18 protein-coding genes are annotated in these 19,873 nt (G+C 72.5%); 14 read left to right on the top strand and 4 right to left on the bottom strand.

Going from position 1 to position 19,873, the window contains the following annotated elements:
• The first annotated feature begins 119 nt into the window (after window positions 1–119).
• The 8 genes from ruvC to A4R25_RS27110 all read left to right on the top strand — a co-directional run bounded on the left by ruvC (window position 120) and on the right by A4R25_RS27110 (window position 9,482).
• A complete protein-coding gene (gene ruvC / locus A4R25_RS27145) occupies window positions 120–647 on the top strand; it encodes a crossover junction endodeoxyribonuclease RuvC (RefSeq protein WP_030502538.1) in 528 nt (175 codons plus the stop codon).
• Window positions 644–1,246 carry a Holliday junction branch migration protein RuvA gene (ruvA, locus tag A4R25_RS27140; RefSeq protein WP_043324978.1) on the top strand — a complete coding sequence of 201 codons (603 nt, stop codon included), beginning with the start codon at window positions 644–646 and terminating at the stop codon, window positions 1,244–1,246. Before ruvC ends, ruvA begins: the two co-directional genes overlap by 4 nt.
• Entirely contained in the window at window positions 1,243–2,307 is a 1,065-nt protein-coding gene (gene ruvB / locus A4R25_RS27135) for a Holliday junction branch migration DNA helicase RuvB (protein WP_064448528.1), read from the top strand. Before ruvA ends, ruvB begins: the two co-directional genes overlap by 4 nt.
• Before the next feature lie 140 nt (window positions 2,308–2,447).
• On the top strand, window positions 2,448–2,792 hold the full coding sequence (yajC, locus tag A4R25_RS27130) for a preprotein translocase subunit YajC (RefSeq protein ID WP_036343450.1): 345 nt from the start codon (window positions 2,448–2,450) through the stop codon (window positions 2,790–2,792).
• 223 nt (window positions 2,793–3,015) lie between these two features.
• A complete protein-coding gene (gene secD, locus A4R25_RS27125) occupies window positions 3,016–4,923 on the top strand; it encodes a protein translocase subunit SecD (RefSeq protein ID WP_176722758.1) in 1,908 nt (635 codons plus the stop codon).
• Between the two features lies 1 nt (window position 4,924).
• Window positions 4,925–6,118: a protein translocase subunit SecF gene (gene secF, locus A4R25_RS27120; protein ID WP_043324975.1), complete on the top strand. Its 1,194-nt coding sequence runs from the start codon at window positions 4,925–4,927 to the stop codon at window positions 6,116–6,118.
• A 98-nt stretch (window positions 6,119–6,216) separates the two neighbouring features.
• Complete coding sequence (locus tag A4R25_RS27115; RefSeq protein ID WP_043324974.1) at window positions 6,217–6,783, top strand: adenine phosphoribosyltransferase; 567 nt, start codon at window positions 6,217–6,219, stop codon at window positions 6,781–6,783.
• A gap of 227 nt (window positions 6,784–7,010) precedes the next feature.
• Complete coding sequence (locus A4R25_RS27110; RefSeq protein WP_043324973.1) at window positions 7,011–9,482, top strand: bifunctional (p)ppGpp synthetase/guanosine-3',5'-bis(diphosphate) 3'-pyrophosphohydrolase; 2,472 nt, start codon at window positions 7,011–7,013, stop codon at window positions 9,480–9,482.
• A 71-nt stretch (window positions 9,483–9,553) separates the two neighbouring features.
• Here A4R25_RS27110 and A4R25_RS27105 read toward each other — a convergent pair whose 3' ends face one another.
• A complete protein-coding gene (locus A4R25_RS27105; RefSeq protein WP_043330340.1) occupies window positions 9,554–10,396 on the bottom strand; it encodes a peptidylprolyl isomerase in 843 nt (280 codons plus the stop codon).
• A 91-nt stretch (window positions 10,397–10,487) separates the two neighbouring features.
• Window positions 10,488–11,357 carry a peptidylprolyl isomerase gene (locus tag A4R25_RS27100; protein WP_064448526.1) on the bottom strand — a complete coding sequence of 290 codons (870 nt, stop codon included), beginning with the start codon at window positions 11,355–11,357 and terminating at the stop codon, window positions 10,488–10,490.
• A gap of 237 nt (window positions 11,358–11,594) precedes the next feature.
• On the opposite strand from A4R25_RS27100, the gene A4R25_RS27095 reads away from it, so the two are divergent.
• The 3 genes from A4R25_RS27095 to A4R25_RS27085 are packed head-to-tail and all read left to right on the top strand — an operon-like array spanning window position 11,595 to window position 14,682.
• Entirely contained in the window at window positions 11,595–12,314 is a 720-nt protein-coding gene (locus A4R25_RS27095; protein ID WP_030502528.1) for an MBL fold metallo-hydrolase, read from the top strand.
• Window positions 12,315–12,354: 40 nt separating this feature from the next.
• Entirely contained in the window at window positions 12,355–13,695 is a 1,341-nt protein-coding gene (gene hisS, locus A4R25_RS27090; protein WP_064448525.1) for a histidine--tRNA ligase, read from the top strand.
• A 51-nt stretch (window positions 13,696–13,746) separates the two neighbouring features.
• Window positions 13,747–14,682, top strand: coding sequence for an acyl-ACP desaturase (locus A4R25_RS27085; protein WP_043324971.1), 936 nt, complete (start codon window positions 13,747–13,749; stop codon window positions 14,680–14,682).
• A gap of 123 nt (window positions 14,683–14,805) precedes the next feature.
• Here A4R25_RS27085 and A4R25_RS27080 read toward each other — a convergent pair whose 3' ends face one another.
• The gene (locus A4R25_RS27080) at window positions 14,806–15,306 is read right to left on the bottom strand and encodes a PaaI family thioesterase (protein ID WP_064448524.1); all 501 of its coding nucleotides are present in this window, start codon (window positions 15,304–15,306) and stop codon (window positions 14,806–14,808) included.
• Between the two features lie 55 nt (window positions 15,307–15,361).
• Here A4R25_RS27080 and A4R25_RS27075 point away from each other — a divergent pair, with 55 nt between their 5' ends.
• Both A4R25_RS27075 and A4R25_RS27070 read left to right on the top strand, forming a co-directional pair.
• The gene (locus A4R25_RS27075) at window positions 15,362–15,835 is read left to right on the top strand and encodes a helix-turn-helix domain-containing protein (protein WP_043324969.1); all 474 of its coding nucleotides are present in this window, start codon (window positions 15,362–15,364) and stop codon (window positions 15,833–15,835) included.
• 261 nt (window positions 15,836–16,096) lie between these two features.
• On the top strand, window positions 16,097–17,143 hold the full coding sequence (locus A4R25_RS27070; RefSeq protein ID WP_064448523.1) for a S1 family peptidase: 1,047 nt from the start codon (window positions 16,097–16,099) through the stop codon (window positions 17,141–17,143).
• A 58-nt stretch (window positions 17,144–17,201) separates the two neighbouring features.
• On the opposite strand, the gene A4R25_RS27065 is transcribed toward A4R25_RS27070, so the two are convergent.
• Entirely contained in the window at window positions 17,202–17,900 is a 699-nt protein-coding gene (locus A4R25_RS27065) for a DUF998 domain-containing protein (RefSeq protein ID WP_069087702.1), read from the bottom strand.
• 149 nt (window positions 17,901–18,049) lie between these two features.
• Here A4R25_RS27065 and aspS point away from each other — a divergent pair, with 149 nt between their 5' ends.
• The gene (gene aspS, locus A4R25_RS27060) at window positions 18,050–19,855 is read left to right on the top strand and encodes an aspartate--tRNA ligase (RefSeq protein ID WP_064448521.1); all 1,806 of its coding nucleotides are present in this window, start codon (window positions 18,050–18,052) and stop codon (window positions 19,853–19,855) included.
• The last annotated feature ends 18 nt before the right edge of the window (window positions 19,856–19,873 follow it).

Raw genomic sequence — 19,873 nt, 5'->3', positions numbered from 1 at the left:
GGGTGTGTGGTGCGCCGCGTCACCGGCCGCGCCCGGCGTGTCCGGCCGACCCGCCGTCGGCGGGCACCAGTAGGGTGTGTCGAACACACGTACTGCTGGCGGCTCGGGGAGGAGGCGGCGTGCGCGTGCTGGGCGTCGACCCGGGGCTGACCCGGTGCGGGGTCGGCGTGGTCGAGGGCGTGCCGGGCCGCCCCTGCACGCTCGTGGCCTACTACGTGGTCTACACCGACCCGGCCGACGACCTGCCGCTGCGCCTGCTGCACCTGGACCGCTCGCTCACCGACCTGGTCGCCGAGCACCGCCCGGACGCGGTCGCCGTGGAGCGCGTGTTCAGCCAGCACAACGTCCGCACCGTGATGGGCACCGCGCAGGCCAGCGGCGTCGCGGTGCTCGCCGGGGCCCGGGCCGGGCTGCCGGTGACGACGTACACGCCGAGCGAGGTGAAGGCGGCGGTGACCGGCTCCGGCCAGGCCGACAAGGCGCAGATGACGGCGATGGTCACCCGGCTGCTGCGGCTGCCCGAGCCGCCGAAACCGGCCGACGCCGCCGACGCGCTGGCGCTGGCCATCTGTCACGTGTGGCGCGGCGGCACCCGGTCCAAGCTGGCCGAGGCCGCGCAGCGGGCCCGACGAGGAGGGACGCGATGATCGCGAGCGTACGCGGCACGGTGACCGCCACCGGCCCGGATCACGCGGTGGTGGAGGTGGGCGGCATCGGCCTGGCCGTGCAGTGCGCCCCCGGCACGATCGCCGAGCTGCGCGTGGGCCAGCCGGCCCGGCTGGCGACCAGCCTGGTCGTCCGGGAGGACTCGCTCACCCTCTACGGCTTCGCCGACGACGACGCCAAGCAGCTGTTCGAGCTGCTCCAGACCGCCAGCGGGGTCGGTCCCCGGCTGGCCCAGGCGGTGCTCGCCGTGCACACGCCGGATGCGGTCCGCAAGGCCATCGCCAACGCCGACACCGCGGCGCTGACCCGGGTGCCGGGCATCGGCAAGAAGGGCGCCGAGCGGCTGGTGCTGGAGTTGCGCGACCGGATCGGCCCGGTGCCGGTGGGCGCCGACGGCGCGGCCGGGGTGACCGCCGGCGCCTGGCCGGAGCAGGTCCGCCAGGCCCTCGTCGGGCTGGGCTGGACGGCCGCCCAGGCCGAGCAGGCGGTGGCCGCGGTGGCGGAGACCGTGGACGGTGAGACGCCGCCGGTGCCGGTCCTGCTCAAGCAGGCGATCCGCCTCCTGGGCCGGACCCGATGAGCGGGGAGAACCTGGTCTCGGCGTACGTCGACGACGCCGAGCGGGACGCGGAGGCGAGCGTCCGGCCGAAGCGGCTGGCCGAGTTCATCGCCCAGGACCGCGTCCGGGACCAGCTCGACCTGCTGCTGCAGGGCGCGATGCGGCGTGGCTCGCCGCCGGACCACATCCTGCTGTCCGGTCCGCCCGGCCTGGGCAAGACCAGCCTGGCCAACATCGTCGCCGCCGAGCTGGGCGCGGGGATCCGGGTGACCAGCGGCCCGGCCATCGAGCGCTCCGGCGACCTGGCCGCGATCCTGACCAGCCTCGCCGAGGGCGACGTGCTGTTCATCGACGAGATCCACCGGATCGCCAAGCCGGCCGAGGAACTGCTCTACAGCGCCATGGAGGACTTCCGCGTCGACGTGGTGGTCGGCAAGGGCCCGGGCGCGACGGCCATCCCACTCGACGTGGAGCCGTTCACGCTGGTCGGCGCCACCACCCGGTCCGGCCTGCTGACCGGGCCGATGCGCGACCGCTTCGGCTTCGTCGCGCACCTCGACTTCTACGCCCCGGCCGACCTGGAGACGCTGCTGCACCGGTCGGCCCGGATCCTCGGCGTGCCGATCACCGCTGACGGCGCGGCGGAGATCGCCGGCCGGTCCCGCGGCACCCCGCGTATCGCCAACCGGCTGCTGCGCCGGGTGCGCGACTACGCCGAGGTGCGGGCCGACGGCGTGGTCACGCTGGAGACCGCCCGGGCCGCGCTGACCGTCTACGACGTGGACGCGCTCGGCCTGGACCGGCTCGACCGGGCGGTGCTGACCGCGCTCGTCGACTCGTTCCGGGGCGGCCCGGTGGGCCTGTCCACGCTGGCGGTCGCGGTGGGGGAGCAGCCGGACACGGTCGAGGAGGTCTGCGAGCCGTTCCTGGTGCGGGCCGGCCTGCTGGCGCGTACGCCGCGGGGGCGGGTGGCGACGGAGGCCGCTTGGCGGCATCTGGGCCGCAACCCGCCGAATGGTACATTTGGTGCGGATACCTCTTCGGGGCCCGATCTCTTCTCGGTGCAGACCGACCAGCCGTGATCCGTTCGTGATCTGTGCCGCATTCGGTCTTCTCAGGAGCAGGGACTAGACTTCGCCGCGGTTTGTACAGGACGTGAGAATCCGCTTCCGCTGCGGCGCCCTCCGGCGCCGGGACGGAGGCCAACCGGAAGGTCTACACCGTGCTTTACGCAGCAGCGAGTGGCGGGGGAGCCGGCGGTCTGACGCCGATCCTGATGATCGCTCTGCTCTTCGTCGTCATGTACTTCATGATGATCCGACCGCAGCAGAAGCGCCGCCGCGAGGCCGAGCAGATGCAGTCCGCCCTGGCCCCGGGCGACGAGGTGGTCACCATCGGCGGCCTGCACGGCACTGTCACCGCGGTCGAGGACGAGACCGTCCTGCTGGAGGTGGCCCCGGGTGTGCAGACCCGGTACGCCCGCCCCGCCGTGGCCCGCGTGATCAAGCGCGCCGAGGCGCCGGCCGCCGAGACGATCAGCGAGGAAGCCGAGCCGGTCAAGGAGTGACTGCCGCCCCGGACGGGGCAGCGGAATCATCGGTACAAGTGGATAGTTGGGGTCGGCGCCCGGCGCCGGCACCCGGCCAGGCCGTGCGGCGCCCCCGCGCCGTGCCCCGGTCGGCGTGCCGTCGGCCGGTGCCGATCCGCCGGAGCAGTCGGGCGGACACCCCCGGCCCGACAGTTGTCGCCGCCGCGGAAGCGGCGCGACCGTACAGGGAGACAGGACAGCCGTGGCACCACCTCAGGGACAGATGCGGCCCGGACGGCAGCTCGCCGTGCTCGGGCTCATCTTCGTCGTCCTCTATCTTTTGGTGTTCTTCTCGGGCGGCGCCAGCGGTGGCTGGAAGGACCGGCTGGAGCCCCGGCTCGGCCTGGACCTCGTCGGCGGCACCCGGCTGACGCTCGAGGCCACAAACACCGTGGACGGCAAGCCGCCGACCGCCGGCAACCTCGAGGAGGCGCGCCAGATCATCGAGAGCCGGGTCAACGCCTACGGCGTGGCCGAGGCCGAGGTGGTCACCGAGGGCAACCGCAACATCGTCATCTCCCTGCCCGGCCAGAACCGGGACCTGACCGACGTGGGCAGCGCCGCCGAGCTGCGCTTCCGCAAGGTCCTCAAGGCCACCGACGGCAGCGGCGCCGCCGCCGCGCCCGCGCCGACCCCGAGCGTCGCTCCGTCCGGTACCGCCAGCCCGGCGCCGTCGGGCAGCGCGTCGCCGCAGGCGACCACGAGCCCCAAGGTCAGCGGGTCGCCGAGCGCCGGCGGACAGGGCGGCATGGCCCCGAACCCGAGCGCCAGCGCCTCGGCCACCCCGTCGGCCTCGCCGAGCGCCGCGTCCCCCAGCGCCAGCGCCAGCGCCGAGCCGGTGCCGCAGAGCATCGAGCAGCAGCGCAAGGCCGTCGAGCAGAAGGTCGGCGCGGCCGCCTGGGCCGCCGCCTCGGGCCTGCAGGCCCCGGCCGACCTCACCACCGACCCGACGCTCGCCGACAAGCTCAAGCCGTTCGGCACGCTCACTCCGCAGGAGGTCGCGGTCCTGCCGGTCGAGATGCAGTTCAACGTCCCGACCATCACCTGCGCCCAGCTCGACAAGCGCCCGGCCGCCTCGATCAAGGACGAGAAGCAGAAGGCGGTCGCCTGCGAGTCCGGCGCGAAATACCTCCTCGACGTGGCGAAGGTGCTCGGCACCGACGTCAAGAACGCCTCCGCCCAGCTCGACCAGACCAGCTCCTGGGTGGTCAGCCTCAACTTCACTGGCAAGGGCCAGGAGAAGTGGACCGCGCTGACCCGCGAGGCGTTCAACAACGAGGGCCAGGCCTGCGACCAGACCGCGCTCGGCCAGGACGGCAAGTGCCGGGTCGCCGTGGTCCTGGACAACGAGATCGTCTCGTCCCCGGAGATCCAGGGCGTGCTGACCGGTGACTCGCAGATCACCGGCAGCTTCGACAACAAGACCGCGAACGCGCTCGCCAGCCAGCTCCGCTACGGCGCGCTGCCGGTCACGTTCGAGCCGCAGGAGCAGCAGAACGTCACCGCCACGCTCGGCGACAGCCACCTCAAGGCGGGTCTGCTGGCCGCCGGCATCGGCATGCTGCTGGTCATCATCTACTCGTTCTTCTACTACCGGCTGCTCGGCTCGGTCATCTTCCTGAGCCTGGTGCTCTCCGCGCTGCTGGTCTTCGGCGCGCTCGTGGTGCTCGGCCGTTCGATCGGCTTCACGCTCACGCTCGCCGGCATCGCGGGCATGATCGTCTCACTGGGCGTCGCGGCGGACTCGTTCGTCATCTACTTCGAACGATTGAAGGACGAGATCCGGGAGGGCCGCAGCCCACGCAGCGCGGTGCCGCGCGCCTGGATCCGGGCCCGCCGGACGATCATCTCGGCGAACGCGATCACGCTGATGTCGGCGGTGGTGCTCTACATCGTGTCGGTCGGCGCGGTGAAGGGCTTCGCCTTCGCGCTCGGCCTGGCGACAGTGCTCGACCTGGTCGTCGTGTTCCTCTTCCGCCACCCGATCATGACGATGTTCGCCCGCACCCGGGCGTTCCTGTCGCCGCGGGTCAGCGGTCTGGGCCGGGCTCTGCCGGCCCGGTCGGCCGAGTCGGGCACCGCCCGCAACCCGCGTGTCAAGGAGGCCTGAGATGGCTAAGAACGGTCTGGCCGCCCGGCTCTACCGGGGCGAGGCGGATCTCAACATCGTCGGCCGCCGCAACCTGTGGTTCGGCGTGGCGGGCGTCCTCGTCCTGATCGCGGTGCTCAGCTTCGCGATCAGCGGCTTCAAGCTCGGCATCGAGTTCGCCGGCGGCAACACGTTCCAGGTGCCGGCCAGCGTCGGCACGCTGGACCGGGCCGAGCAGACCGTCGACGAAGTGCTGGCCGACGAGGCGCCCGGCGTCGAGGTGGTGAGCGCGCAGAAGGTCGGCAGCACCAGCGGCGAGTTCTACGAGATGCGCACCGGGCAGCTCAGCGCCGAGCAGGCCAACGCGGCCAAGGCCGCGATGGCGGAGGAGTTCGGCATCCAGGCCGACCAGATCAGCGGCAGCCAGGTCTCCGAGGCGTGGGGCAGCCAGGTCACCTCCCGCGCCTTCCTCGGTCTGCTGATCTTCATCGCGGTGGTGTCGATCTACCTGGTGCTGCGCTTCGAGTGGCGGATGGCGGTCGCGGCGATCACCTCGCTGCTGACCAACCTGGTCCTCACCGCCGGCATCTACTCGCTGGTCGGCTTCGAGGTCACCCCGTCGACGATCATCGGCTTCCTCACGATCCTGGGCTTCGCGCTCTACGACGTGGTGGTGGTCTTCGACAAGGTGCAGGAGAACACACGCGGCATCACCGCGAACAACAACGTCACCTACGGCGAGGCGTCCAACCTGGCGCTCAACCAGAGCCTCATGCGGTCGCTGAACACCTCGGTGGTGGCGCTGCTGCCGGTCGGCGGCCTGCTCTTCATCGGCGCCGGCCTGCTCGGCGCGGGCACGCTGAAGGACCTCGGCCTGGTGCTGTTCGTCGGTATGGCGGTGGCGTTCCTGACCTCGATCGTGCTGGCCACCCCGCTGTTGGTGCTGCTGAAGAACATGGACCCGCGGATCAGCGCGCACAACAAGCGGGTGCTGTCCCGCCGGGCCGCGCTGGCCCGGGGCGAGATCACGCCGAAGGGCGCCTCGCGCGCCGCCCCGGCTGCCGACGCCGACGCGCCGATCGACCCGGAGGCCGCCGCGCTCGCCGGCGCCGCCCCCAAGGTCGGCGCCCGCCCGGCCGGCAAGCGTCCCAGCGGCGCCCGCGGCGGCCGGCCCGCCGGGGGTGGCGGCAACCGGCCCGGCGGCAAGCGCCGCTGAACCACGGGCCCGGACGTAGTCGCGACGACGGCGTCCGTCATGCTGGACTCACGGCATGACGGACGCCGTCGTCGTTTCGAAAGGACATGGGACGCACTGTGACGGAGACCCACACCACGGGCGTACGCGGAGACAGCGGCCCGGAGGTCGCCCAGCTCGTCGCCAGCCGGTTGCTGGACGTGCCGGACTTCCCCAAGCCGGGTGTCGTGTTCAAGGACCTGATGCCGCTGTTCGCCGACGGTACGGCGTTCCGTGAGGTGATCGACGGCATCATCGCGTACCACGGGCGCGACTCGTTCGACGCCGTCGCCGGCATCGAGGCGCGTGGGTTCGTGCTCGCCGCGGCCGTCGCGTACGCCACCGGGGTCGGCGTGGTGCCGGTGCGCAAGGCCGGCAAGCTGCCCCGGGCGACGCACTCCGCCTCCTACGCGCTGGAGTACGGCGAGGCGACGCTGGAGGTGCACCAGGACGCCTTCACCGCCGGCCACCGCGTGCTGGTGCTCGACGACGTGCTCGCCACCGGCGGCACCGCCGAGGCGACGCTGGACCTGGTGGAGCGGGCCGGTGGCACGGTGACCGGGTTCACCGTGCTGCTGGAGCTGGGCTTCCTGGAAGGCCGCAAGCGGCTCGCGCCGCGTCCGGTCCACGCCCTGTTGACCGTTTGACCCGGCCCCGGCCGTCGGGCCGGTCGGCGCCGACCGTCCGGGGGAGCGGTGGCGTACCCTGCGTACGGGTAGCATTGCGCTTTGCCCGACCCGGCCGAGGTGTCCGGGGCGGCGAAGGCGCCGGGGCCCGGCCCCGGTGACCGCGCGGAACAACACCGGCCCCCGGGCCGGTTGAACCAGACGTCGGCCGAACGGCCGGCGCATCCCGGCGAGCGGTGAGGAGGCCGGTGTCCCACGATGTCGTCCCTCCGGTGGAGGGCACGGTGCACCCGACAGGCGACGCGGACGGCTCGGTGACCGAGCGCAGCGGCAACCCGCAGGCCCGGGCGACCGGCGCCACCGGCGGCGCGCCCGACGCGACGGCCGACGGCGGGGCGGTCGTGGTGCCGTTCCCGACCGAGGCTGCCGCCGACGCGGCGACCAGCGGCGGGTTCGCGCTCTCCAACGCGCCCACCGGCCGGCGGGTACGCGCCCGGCTGGCCCGGTTCAACGCGCCCTGGCAGACCTCGCAGGTCAGCGAGGTGCTGGAGCCGCTGATCGCGACGCACCGGGAGAACCACCCCAAGGCCGACGCGCGGCTGCTGCAGCGCGCCTTCGACACGGCCGCGCGGTGGCACTCGGGGCAGTACCGCAAGTCCGGCGACCCCTACATCACGCACCCGCTCGCGGTGGCGACCATCCTGGCGAACCTGGGCATGGACACCACCACGCTGGTCGCGGCGCTGCTGCACGACACCATCGAGGACACCGAGTACACGCTCGACGCGATGCGCGCCGACTTCGGCGGCGAGGTCGCGCTGCTCGTCGACGGCGTCACCAAGCTCGACAAGGTCAAGCTCGGCGACGCGGCCAAGGCCGAGACCATCCGCAAGATGGTCGTCGCGATGGCGAAGGACCCCCGGGTCCTGGTGATCAAGCTGGCCGACCGGCTGCACAACATGCGGACCCTGACCTTCCTGCCGCGCCCCAAGCAGGAGCAGAAGGCCAAGGAGACGCTGGAGATCCTGGCGCCGCTGGCGCACCGCCTCGGTATGAACACGATCAAGTGGGAGCTGGAGGATCTCGCCTTCGGCACGCTGTTCCCGAAGCGGTTCGAGGAGATCAACCGGCTGATCGGGGAGCACCAGCCGCAGCGCGAGGCGCTGCTGCGCCAGGTGACCCAGAAGGTGTCCACCGACCTGAAGGCCGCCAAGATCAAGGCGGAGACGACCGGGCGGCCGAAGCACCTCTACTCGATCTACCAGAAGATGATCGTGCGGGGGCGCGACTTCAACGACATCTACGACCTGGTGGGTGTGCGGATCCTGGTCGACACGGTGCGCGACTGCTATGCGGCGTTGGGGGTCATCCACGCCAACTGGCAGCCGGTGCCGGGCCGGTTCAAGGACTACATCGCCATGCCCAAGTTCAACATGTACCAGTCGCTGCACACGACTGTCATCGGGCCCACCGGCAAGCCGGTGGAGATGCAGATCCGCACGTACGCGATGCACCGCACCGCCGAGTTCGGCATCGCCGCGCACTGGAAGTACAAGGAGCACAAGGGCACGCCGGTGGTGGGCCCGCCGGCGCACATCGACGAGATGACCTGGCTGCGGCAGCTGCTTGACTGGCAGCGCGAGGCGGCGGACCCGAGCGAGTTCCTGGACGCGCTGCGGTTCGACCTGTCCAGCCAGGAGGTGTACGTCTTCACCCCCAAGGGCGACGTCATCCCGCTGCCGACCGGGTCGACGCCGGTGGACTTCGCGTACGCGGTGCACACCGAGGTCGGGCACAAGTGCATCGGCGCGCGGGTGAACGGCAAGCTGGTGCCGCTGGAGTCGACGCTCTCCAACGGCGACGTGATCGAGATCTTCACGTCGAAGTCCGACACGGCCGGCCCGACGCAGGACTGGCTGGGCTTCGTGAAGAGCCCGCGCGCGCGTACGAAGATCCGCCAGTACTTCAACAAGGAGCGGCGCGAGGAGGCGATCGAGGCCGGCAAGGACGCGATCGTCAAGGCGATGCGCAAGCAGGGCATGCCGTTGCAGCGGATGCTCACCTCGGACGCGCTGATGGCGATCGCGCGGGACCTGCACCTCGCCGACGTGGCGTCGCTGTACGCGGCGGTCGGCGACAGCCAGGTCTCCGCGCAGTCGGTCGTGCAGAAGCTGATGGCCTCCTACGGCGGCGAGGAGGGCGCGGCGGAGGACATCGCCGAGACCGCCGTCGCCACCCGGCCGCCGCGCAGCCGGCAGAGCAGCGCCGACCCGGGCGTGGTGGTCCGCGGCGTCAGCGACGTCTGGATCAAGCTGGCCCGCTGCTGTACGCCGGTGCCGCCGGACTCGGTGTTCGGTTTCGTCACCCGCTCCGGCGGGGTCAGCGTGCACCGGGACGACTGCGCCAACGCCGAGGACCTGCGCGCCCAGCCCGAGCGGGTGGTCGAGGTCAGCTGGAAGCTCACCTCGGCGTCCACGTTCCTGGTCGCCATCCAGGTCGAGGCGCTGGACCGGCACAAGCTGCTCGCCGACGTGACCCGGGTGCTGTCCGAGGAGCGGGTCAACATCCTCTCCGCGACCGTCACCACCACCCGGGACCGGGTGGCGGTGAGCCGGTTCAGCTTCGAGATGGCCGACCCGAAGCACCTGGGCCACCTGCTGGCCGCGGTACGCAAGGTCGACGGCGTGTTCGACGCGTACCGGGTCACCTCCGGGGCCTGAGCCACCACGTACGCGAAAGCGCCCGCCGGCTGCGATCAGCCGGCGGGCGCTTCGTCGTCGTACCGGTGCGGTCAGCCGCCCTCGACCGGGCTCATCGTCACCTTGGTCATGGTGATCTCCTTCTTCGGGTGACCACCGCCGGCCTGCTTGGCGAACGCGCCGTCGTCACCGGCCGCGGCGACCTGCTTCACCACGTCCATGCCACCGGTGATGGTGCCCAGCACCGTGTAGTTCGGGTCGAGCGGCGAGTCGCCGTACACGATGAAGAACTGGCTGCCGGTGCTGCCCGGCTGCCCGGAGTTGGCCATCGCGATGACACCCTCCGGGTACGGCGGGCGCTTGTTGGTGGGGAGGTTCTCCTCGGCCAGGTTGTAGCTGGGCCCGCCGGTGCCGTCGGTGTCCCGCCAGCCCTTGCCGGTGGCGCTCGGGTCGCCGCACTGGAGCACCTTGATGCCCTCGGTCACCAGGCGGTGGCACTTGGTGTTGTCGAAGAAGCCCTTGCTGGCGAGGTGCGTGAAGCTGCCCGCGGTGCAGGGCACGGCGGCACGGTCGATCTTGGCGGTGATCGGGCCCAGGTTGGTGTCGATGGTCATCGTCTGGGAGCCCTTGCCGGCCTGCTGGGTCGGCGGCAGCCCGACGTCCTTGATCTGCGGCGGCCGGCCCTCCTTGGGCACCTCCGTGTACGCGCACTGCACGGCGTCGGCAGTGGTCGTGCCGCCCGTCTGCTCGTCGTCGTCGCCGCCGAGCGAGGTGGCCAGCCACACCGTGCCGGCAACGACGAGCACCAGCACGGCCGCGGCGCCGACGATCGCCTGGGTCTGCCGGCGCTTGCGGGCCTTGCCGGCCCGCTCCGCCATCTCCCGCTCGAGCTTGGCCCGCGCCGCCGCGCGCTGGCGGTCTCTGGTGGACGTCACGGTCACTCCTCACCTGCTGCGTTTGGGGTCGGCGCGCGCGCCGCCGGTCACGTGTGGGTGAGCCGGCGGGCTGCCGCCGGCTCTGGGTCGGTCAGCCCGCGCTGGCGCTCGGCGAGGGCGCGGGACTGTCGGCCGGAGCCGCGCCCGGCTCGCCGACGGTGACGCTCTGCACCAGGATCTGCGTCTTGGGCTTGACCTTGGCGCCGTTGCCATTGTCCTCCGTCGGCATGGCGCCGATCTTCTCCACCACGTCGAGCCCGCCGGTGACCTTGCCGACCACGGAGTAGGCCGGCTTCTCCGGGCTGGCGTCCTTGAAGAAGATCAGGAACTGGCTGCCGTTGCTACCCGGCGGGTTGCCGATCATGGCGACCGTGCCCTTCGGGTACGTCGCCGGCTGCCCCGGGGCCGGGGAGGCCGACGGGCTGGGCTCCGGCGCGGCCGGCACGTTCTCGTCGAAGAACGAGTAGGTCGGTCCGCCGAGCCCGGTGCCGGTCGGGTCGCCGCAGCGCAGCGCGCCCTCGGCGGTGATCTCGTGGCACGTGGTGTTGTCGAAGAACGAGCGGCCGGCCAGGTAGCTCAGGCTCGCCGCGCCGCACGGCGCGTCGGTCTGGTCCAGCTCGACGGTGATCGGGCCACCCTGGTTGGTGGTGATCGTCATCGGCCGGGTGCCCGAGGTGGGCAGGCCCGTGGTGGGCGGCTCGCCGACGTCCTTGAGGTTGGTGTTGACGGCGCCGTCCTGCGCGGTCCAGAGGCAGACGTCCTCGGCGGCCTGCTTCTCCGGCTCCGAGTCGAACGCGCCGAGCGCCCAGGCGGAACCGGCCACGATCAGCACGAGCACCACCGCGGCGCCCACACCGGCCCGGATCTGCCGGCGGCGCTTCGCGGCCGCCGCCCGCCGGGCGAGCTGCCGGTCGAGCTTGGCCCGCGCCAGTTTGCGCTGCCGGTCCCTGCTGGAAGCCACGTGCGCTCCCCTTCCTCTGCCTGAATCGCCGCCGGCGCCGGGCGCCGGCCGCCGTTCCGGTCGGGGTGCGCCACGCCACACGCCCGCCAGAGTGTACGGGTAGCGACTGTGAATGTCGTGTACGAGGTCCCGTCATCTCAGCCCGGCCGGGGCGGACGGGCCCGGTGGCGGGCGGAACTCGCTCGCCGCTACGACTAGGCTGCAAGCAGACGACGACCGGACGGAAAGGGGAGCGACGTGCTCGTGGCCGGCTTTCCCGCGGACGCCTTCGGCACCAACTGCTACGTGGTGGCGACCGCTCCGGGGGAGCAGTGCGTGGTGGTCGACCCCGGCATCGGGGTGCTCGACCGGCTCGACGCCGTGCTCGCCGAGCATCGCCTGCACCCGGCCGCCGTGCTGCTCACCCACGGCCACCTGGACCACACGTTCTCCGTCGCCCCGGTCTGCGGCGCGCGGGGCATCCCCGCCTACGTCCACCCGGACGACCGGGAGCTGCTGGCCGACCCGAGCAAGGCGCTGTCGATGGACCTGACCCAGCTGTTCGGCGGCCGGCTGCCGTACGCCGAGCCGGACGACGTGGCCGAGCTGACCGACGGCGCGACGCTGTCGCTGGCCGGGTTGGAGATCACCGTCGACCACGCCCCCGGCCATACCGGCGGGTCGGTGCTGTTCCGGTTGCCCGGCGCCGGCTCGCCCTGGGAGGCGGAGCAGATCTGCCTCTCCGGTGACGTGCTGTTCGCCGGCTCGATCGGCCGTACCGACCTGCCGGGCGGCAGCATGCCCCGGATGCTGTCCAGCCTGCGGGACAAGGTGCTCCCGCTGGCCGACGACACAGTCGTCCTGCCCGGCCACGGCCCCGCGACCACTATCGGCCGCGAGCGCGCGACCAACCCGTACCTCGTCGAGGTGGCGGGCACCGGCGGCGCGCGCCCGGCCGCGCCCACCCGAGGCCTCTAGACCCTCACCCGCGCCCGCGCGGGTTCTCAAGGAGTTCGTGATGAGCAAGCCCACGCCCATTTCCGGCTTCCCCGAGTGGACGCCGGCGCAGCGGATGATCGAGCAGTTCGTGCTCGACCGGATCCGCGCCACGTTCGAGCTGTACGGCTTCGCGCCGCTGGAGACCCGCTCGGTCGAGCCGCTGGACCAGCTCCTGCGCAAGGGGGAGACCTCCAAGGAGGTGTACCTGCTGCGCCGGTTGCAGGCCGACGCCGACGGGCCGGCCGGTGACGACGCGCTCGGCCTGCACTTCGACCTGACCGTGCCGTTCGCCCGCTACGTGCTGGAGAACGCCGGCAAGCTGCAGTTCCCGTTCCGCCGCTACCAGATCCAGAAGGTGTGGCGGGGTGAGCGCCCGCAGGAGGGCCGCTACCGGGAGTTCCTCCAGGCCGACATCGACATCGTCGACCGGGACACGCTGCCGGCGCACTACGAGGCGGAGATGCCGCTGGTCATCGGTGACGCGCTGCGGTCGCTGCCGATCCCGCCGGTGCGTATCCAGGTCAACAACCGCAAGATCTGCGAGGGCTTCTACCGGGGCATCGGGCTGACCGACACGGAGGCGGCGCTGCGCGCCGTCGACAAGCTCGACAAGATCGGCCCGGCCGGGGTGACGGAGCTGCTGGCGAGCACCGCCGGGGCGAGTGAGGCGCAGGCCAAGGCCGTGCTGTCGCTGGCCGAGATCTCCGCGCCGGACGCCTCCTTCGCCGACGCGGTGCGCGGCCTCGGGGTGAGCGATCCGCTGCTGGACGAGGGCGTCGCGGAGTTGGCCGCCGTGGTGGAGACCGCCGCCGCGCACGCGCCCGGCCTCTGCGTGGCCGACCTGCGCATCGCGCGGGGCCTGGACTACTACACGGGTACGGTCTACGAGACGCAGATGATCGGCTACGAGCGGTTCGGGTCGATCTGCTCCGGCGGCCGGTACGACAACCTGGCCAGCTCCGGCAACGTCCGGTTCCCCGGGGTGGGCATCTCGATCGGGGTGACCCGGCTGCTCGGCCTGCTCTTCGGCGCCGAGGCGCTGTCGGTGTCCCGTTCGGTGCCGACCTGTGTGCTGGTGGCGGTCACCGCCGAGGAGGACCGGGCGGCCAGTGACGCGGTCGCGGCGGCGCTGCGGGCGCGCGGTGTGCCGACCGAGGTGTCCCCGTCGGCGGCCAAGTTCGGCAAGCAGATCCGGTACGCCGAGCGGCGCGGCATCCCGTACGTCTGGTTCCCCGGCGCGGACGGCGACGAGGTCAAGGACATCCGTTCCGGTGAGCAGGTGGCCGCTTCGGCGGGCGAGTGGACGCCGCCCCGGGCGGACCTGAAGCCGCTGGTCGGCCCGGCCGGCACTGGCGTCTGAAGGCGTTTGGACCTACGGTGGCGTAAGTTACGCCACCGTAGGGAGAACGTCGTGACCGTGCTCAGCCAGACCGCTCTGCTCACCGAACTCGAGCCGGTGGTCGAGAAGAACCTCGACCGCCACCTGTCGCTGGCCAAGGAGTGGTTCCCGCACGAGTACGTGCCGTGGAGCGAGGGCCGCACCTTCGACGGCCCGCTGGGCGGCGAGGCCTGGTCACCGGAGGACTCGACGCTGCCCGACGTGGCCCGGACGGCGCTGATCGTCAACCTGCTCACCGAGGACAACCTGCCCTCGTACCACCACGAGATCGCCACCCTGTTCGGGCGCGACGGCGCGTGGGGCACCTGGGTGCACCGGTGGACCGCCGAGGAGGGGCGGCACGGCACGGCGATCCGCGACTACCTGACGGTGACCCGGGCGGTGGACCCGGTGGCGCTGGAGCGGGCCCGCATGGTGCACATGTCGGCGGGCTACCAGAACGTCCACGACCAGGAGATGCTGCACTCGCTGGCGTACGTGTCGTTCCAGGAGCTGGCGACCCGCATCTCGCACCGCAACACGGGCCGGGCCACCGGCGACCCGACGTGCGAGGCGCTGCTGGCCCGGGTGGCGGCGGACGAGAACCTGCACATGGTCTTCTACCGCAACCTGCTCGGCGCGGCGTTCGAGCTGGCCCCGTCGCAGGCCATGCGGGCGGTCGCCGACGTGCTGGCCAACTTCCAGATGCCGGGCGTGGGCATCGACGGCTTCGCCCGCAAGTCGGTGGCGATCGCGTTGGCCGGCATCTACGACCTGCGCCAGCACCGTGACGAGGTGGTGATGCCGGTGCTGCGTCAGTGGAACCTGTTCGACGTGACCGGCCTGAACGCCGACGGCGAGGCCGCCCGCGACCAGATCGCCGCCCACCTGGACATGCTGGAGACCCAGGCGTCCCGCTTCGAGGAGAAGCGCGCAGCCCGAGCAGCCCGCCTGGCCGCAACCCGCTGACCCCGCCCCCCTCTCTCCCGCGCGATCTTGCACTCACGGCCCCCGCGAATGCCGCGAAACCGGCGCTGCGGGGGCCGCAACCGCAAGATCGCCGGGCGCGGCGGGGGGCGCGGGGTGCGGTGGTCAGGGGAGGGGGAAGATCAGGCAGGTTGAGGTGGCGTGGGCCACCAGGCGGTCGGCGGGGTCGGTCAGGCGGGCCTCGGCCAGGGCGGTGCGGCGGCCCCGCTGGAGCACAGTGCCCTCGCAGCGCAGTGTGCCGGTGTCGACGGTGACCGGGCGCAGGAACTTCACGTTGAGGTCGAGCGACGTGTAGCCGACCCCGGGCGGCAGCGTGGTGTGCACGGCGCAGGCCGCGGCGGTGTCCAGCAGCGTGGAGAGGACGCCGCCGTGCACCGTGCCGAGCGGGTTGTAGTGGAACTCCTGCGGCAGCAGCTCGACCGCCACGCGCCCCTCCTCGGCCTCCATCCGGGACATGTCGATCAGGTGCATGATCGGCGGGGCGGCCAGCTCGCCGGCGATCATCGCCCGCATCAGTTCCAGGCCGCTGCGCCGGCCCAGGTGGGCGGCCCCGGCGGCCGGGTCGGACCAGGTGAACGTGCGCGAGCGTTCCTGCGTCTGCGTCATGGACTCAGCCTGGCAGCGCGTTGCTGAGTCTGTCAATCAGACCTAGCCTGGTCGGATGAGACCCGCGGCACTGGACTGGTCGGTGGAGAACTGCACCATCGCGCGCGCCATGGAGGTCCTCGGCGAGCGGTGGACACTGGTCGTGCTGCGCGAGGTCTTCAACGGCGTACGCCGCTTCGACGACATGCGGGTGCGCACCGGCATCCCGCGCCAGGTGCTGACCAACCGGCTCGCCATGCTCGTCGAGCGCGGCGTGCTGCGTCGCGAGCCGTACCGGGAGCCGGGCAGCCGGCCGCGTCACGAGTACCGGCTCACCGAGATGGGGCTGGACCTGTGGCCGGTGCTCGTCGCCGTGCTCGGCTGGGGTGACCGCTACCTGGCCGACCCGGAGGGCTCCCCGCTGAGCGTGGCGCATCGTGACTGTGGCGCCGAGGTTCGGGTCGAGCTGCGCTGCGCCGAGGGGCACGAGATCACCGAGGCGCGCGACGTGCTGCCCCGTCCCGGCCCCGGCGCCCACCGCCGCGCCTGACCGCCCGCGCGCCTGACCGTTCGCCGCGCCTGCCCCCAGCACGTCGACGCGGGTCGATCCCCGGCTCTGACACCTTGAGTCGATGTTGTTGCTGGGGCGTTACATCGGGTGCTGGTGCGAATCCGGGCAAAGCCATGTCTTGTTTACGATCTTAAATGTGTGAATACTTTGGGCACCCGGGCGGTTTCCCCAGGTCGCCCGGGTTGTCCTCGGGCGCGCCCCCATGACAGCGCCCGTTCACCCCCATTCGGAGGTTGTTACATGCGACCCACGAGGTCCACGCTCCGCCGCGCCGCCGCAGTCGCCGTTGCCGGCACCCTGGTCACCGGCTCGCTGCTCAGCGCCCCCGCGCAGGCCGCCCCCGCGGCCCTCTCGCCGGACGCCGCCGCCACCCTCGTCGAGAAGCTCGGCGCCCGGGCGGCCGGCACGTACGCCGACGCCAGCGGGAAGATGATCGTCACGGTGACCGACACCGCCACCGCCCGCCAGGTCCGCGCCGCCGGCGCCATCCCGAAGATTGTGGCGCGCGGCGCGGACAAGCTCAACGCCGCCACCAGCGAGCTGGAGCGCTCCGCGAGCATCCCCGGCACCGCCTGGTGGACCGACCCGGTCACGAACCAGGTCGTCGTCTCCATCGACAGCACCGTCACCGGCGCCAAGCTGGAGCGGGTCAGGGCCGCCGCCGCCCGGCACAACGGCGCGATCCGCATCGAGGCCGAGGCCGGCGTGCTGAGCACCCGGATCTCCGGCGGCCAGGCCATCTACGCCAGCGGCGGACGCTGCTCGCTCGGCTTCAACGTGCGCAGCGGCTCGACGTACTACTTCCTCACCGCCGGGCACTGCACCAACATCGGCTCGACCTGGTACTCCAACTCCAGCCGCACCACCGTGCTCGGCACCCGGACCGGCACCAGCTTCCCGGGTAACGACTACGGCATCGTCCGGCACAGCAACTCGGCCAACGCGGCCGGCAACGTCTCGCTCTACAACGGCAGCACCCAGGACATCACCTCGGCCGGCAACGCCTACGTCGGCCAGTCCGTCCGCCGTTCCGGCAGCACCACCGGCGTGAAGAGCGGCAGCGTGACCGCGCTCAACGCGACCGTCAACTACGCCGAGGGCCGCGTCTCCGGCCTGATCCGCACCACCGTCTGCGCCGAGCCGGGCGACAGCGGCGGCTCGCTGTTCGCCGGCACCACCGCCCTGGGCCTCACCTCCGGCGGCAGCGGCAACTGCTCCTCCGGCGGCACCACCTACTTCCAGCCGGTCACCGAGCCGCTCAGCGTCTACGGCGTGAGCGTCTTCTGATCCACGCATCGCATCCAACGGGCCGCCGGGCGACCGGCGGCCCGTTCCGCGTACCCGCTCAGGCGCCCGCTCCAAGACGGCCCGGACCGATCGGCGGCCCGTCCGGGCGGGGCGGGTCCGACGGCCGGGCCGTCCAGTGCCGGTGGGCCCGCCGCGCCGACAGCACCGCCGCCAGCGGCCAGAGCGTCACCGCGAGCGCTGCCACCCGCTCGGCCAGCCCGGTCCGGGAGCCGCCGGTCACCTCGGCCACCGACCAGCCGAACAACGCCAGCAGCGCCGCCGTCACGGCCAGCGCCACCGGCCGGCGGAACGCCCACGGCGGCGTGCCGGCCGGGGAGGCGGCCACCTCGCGCGGGACTCTCCGGGGCAGCCGCAGCGCCGTCCCGGCCGGCCACAGCGACAACGCGAGCACCGCCACCGTCGCGACCACGCCGTGCGCCGGGGAGCCACCAACCTGCGGACGGGGGAACGCGACCAGCGCGACGGTGGCCACCCCGCCGACCGCGAGCAGGAAGCGGCTGGGCAGCCCGGCGGCGTGCAGCGCGGCGGCGGTGGCGGCGTAGCAGCAGCCGAGCAGCACCAGCGCGCCACCCATCAGCCACGGATCGGTCGCGCCCTCGCCGGCCAGCTCGCTGATCGTGTCCCGCACCGGGTCGTACCCCGGCCCCTGGCGGGCGCCCGCGACCGTCCAGCCCGCCACCAGCAGCGCGGGCGCGGCGGCCGCGGTGACCACGGCCCAGCTCGGTACGGCACGCACCCGGCCACGGTAGACCGCCGGACCCGGCCCGCACGGCGCTTTCGCCACCGCCGGGGCGGACCGGCTCGACGGGTGCCCGGGAGCGGGCCCGCCCGCCCTGACAGAATGCGGGGGAGCAGTGAGTGGACCAGATTGAGGAGACGCCAGCCGTGATCCGTACCCACAATGCCGGAAGCCTGCGCGCCGCGGACGCCGGCTCGACGGTGACGCTCGCCGGGTGGGTGGCCCGCCGGCGCGACCACGGCGGTGTCATCTTCGTCGACCTGCGCGACGCCTCCGGTGTCGTGCAGGTGGTCTTCCGCGAGGAGGACGCGCACGCGCTGCGCAACGAGTTCTGCGTCAAGGTCACCGGCGAGGTGACCCGCCGCCCCGAGGGCAACGAGAACCCGGACCTGCCCACCGGCGAGGTCGAGGTGACCGCCTCCGCGCTGGAGGTGCTCTCCGAGGCCGCGCCGCTGCCGCTGCCGGTGGACGACCAGATCGAGGCCGGCGACGACATCCGGCTCAAGTACCGCTACCTGGACCTGCGCCGGGGCGGCCCGGCGAAGGCGATGCGGCTGCGCTCGCGGGCCAACCAGATCGCCCGTGGTGTGCTGCACGAGCGGGACTTCCTGGAGATCGAGACGCCGACGCTCACCCGCTCCACCCCGGAGGGCGCGCGCGACTTCCTGGTGCCGGTGCGGCTGCAGCCGGGCAGCTGGTACGCGCTGCCGCAGTCGCCGCAGCTGTTCAAGCAGCTGCTCATGGTCGGCGGCATGGAGCGGTACTACCAGATCGCCCGCTGCTACCGCGACGAGGACTTCCGTGCCGACCGGCAGCCGGAGTTCACCCAGCTCGACATCGAGATGTCGTTCGTCACCGAGGACGACGTGATCGACCTCGGCGAGGCGATCGTCTCGGCGCTGTGGCAGGACCTCGCCGGCTACGAGATCGCCCGGCCGATCCCGCGCATCACCTGGCACGACGCCATGTCCCGGTACGGCTCGGACAAGCCGGACCTGCGCTACGGCGTGGAGCTGACCGAGCTGACCGACTACCTGCGCGGCACCGAGTTCCGGGTGTTCGCCGGCGCGATCGACGCGGGCGGCTACGTCGGCGCGGTGGTCATGCCCGGCGGCGCGGCGCAGACCCGCAAGGAGCTGGACGGCTGGCAGGACTGGGCCAAGGCGCGCGGCGCGCGCGGCCTGGCGTACGTGGTGCTGGACGCCGAGACCGGCGAGCCGCGCGGCCCGGTGGCGAAGAACCTGTCCGAGGCGCACCTGTCCGGCCTGGCCGACGCGGTCGGCGCGAAGCCCGGCGATGCGATCTTCTTCGCCGCGAGCACGAACACCCGCGAGGCGCAGGAGCTGCTCGGCGCGGCCCGGATCGAGATCGCCAAGCGGTCGAACCTGATCGACGAGAGCGCCTGGGCGTTCTGCTGGGTCGTCGACGCGCCGATGTTCGAACGCACCGACGAGGGCGGCTGGACCGCCGTGCACCACCCGTTCACCTCGCCGAACGCCGAGTGGGTGGACCGGTTCGAGGACGCGCCGGACCGGGCGCTGGCGTACGCGTACGACATCGTCTGCAACGGCAACGAGATCGGCGGCGGCTCGATCCGTATCCATCGCGGCGACGTGCAGCAGCGGGTGTTCGACCTGCTCGGCATCACCGCCGACGAGGCGCAGGACAAGTTCGGCTTCCTGCTGGAGGCGTTCAAGTACGGCGCCCCGCCGCACGGCGGCATCGCGTTCGGCTGGGACCGGGTCTGCATGCTGCTGGCCGGCGCCGACTCGATCCGCGAGGTCATCGCGTTCCCGAAGACCCGCGGCGGCTTCGACCCGCTGACCGGCGCGCCCACCCCGATCACCGGGCAGCAGCGCGCCGAGGCCGGCATCGACGCCAAGCCGAAGGCCCCGGCCGGTCCGCACGCCGGCACCGCCGGCCCGGCCGCCCCGGTGGCCGACCCCGTCTGATCCTCGCTTTCCGGAACT

Source organism: Micromonospora sp. NBRC 110037 (assembly GCF_001652995.1).
Taxonomy (GTDB): Bacteria; Actinomycetota; Actinomycetes; order Mycobacteriales; family Micromonosporaceae; genus Micromonospora; species Micromonospora chalcea.
Note: the sequence above shows the minus strand (reverse complement) of the source record. Positions and strands in the feature narration are given on the sequence as shown.

What these genes read in the sequence shown, in the direction of transcription:
- ruvA (WP_043324978.1), top strand. Translation starts at nt 644, where the DNA reads ATGATCGCGAGCGTACGCGGCACGGTGACCGCCACCGGCCCGGATCAC.
- ruvB (WP_064448528.1), top strand. Translation starts at nt 1,243, where the DNA reads ATGAGCGGGGAGAACCTGGTCTCGGCGTACGTCGACGACGCCGAGCGG.
- secF (WP_043324975.1), top strand. Translation starts at nt 4,925, where the DNA reads ATGGCTAAGAACGGTCTGGCCGCCCGGCTCTACCGGGGCGAGGCGGAT.
- hisS (WP_064448525.1), top strand. Translation starts at nt 12,355, where the DNA reads ATGAGCAAGCCCACGCCCATTTCCGGCTTCCCCGAGTGGACGCCGGCG.
- A4R25_RS27080 (WP_064448524.1), bottom strand. Translation starts at nt 15,306, where the DNA reads ATGACGCAGACGCAGGAACGCTCGCGCACGTTCACCTGGTCCGACCCG.
- A4R25_RS27075 (WP_043324969.1), top strand. Translation starts at nt 15,362, where the DNA reads ATGAGACCCGCGGCACTGGACTGGTCGGTGGAGAACTGCACCATCGCG.
- A4R25_RS27070 (WP_064448523.1), top strand. Translation starts at nt 16,097, where the DNA reads ATGCGACCCACGAGGTCCACGCTCCGCCGCGCCGCCGCAGTCGCCGTT.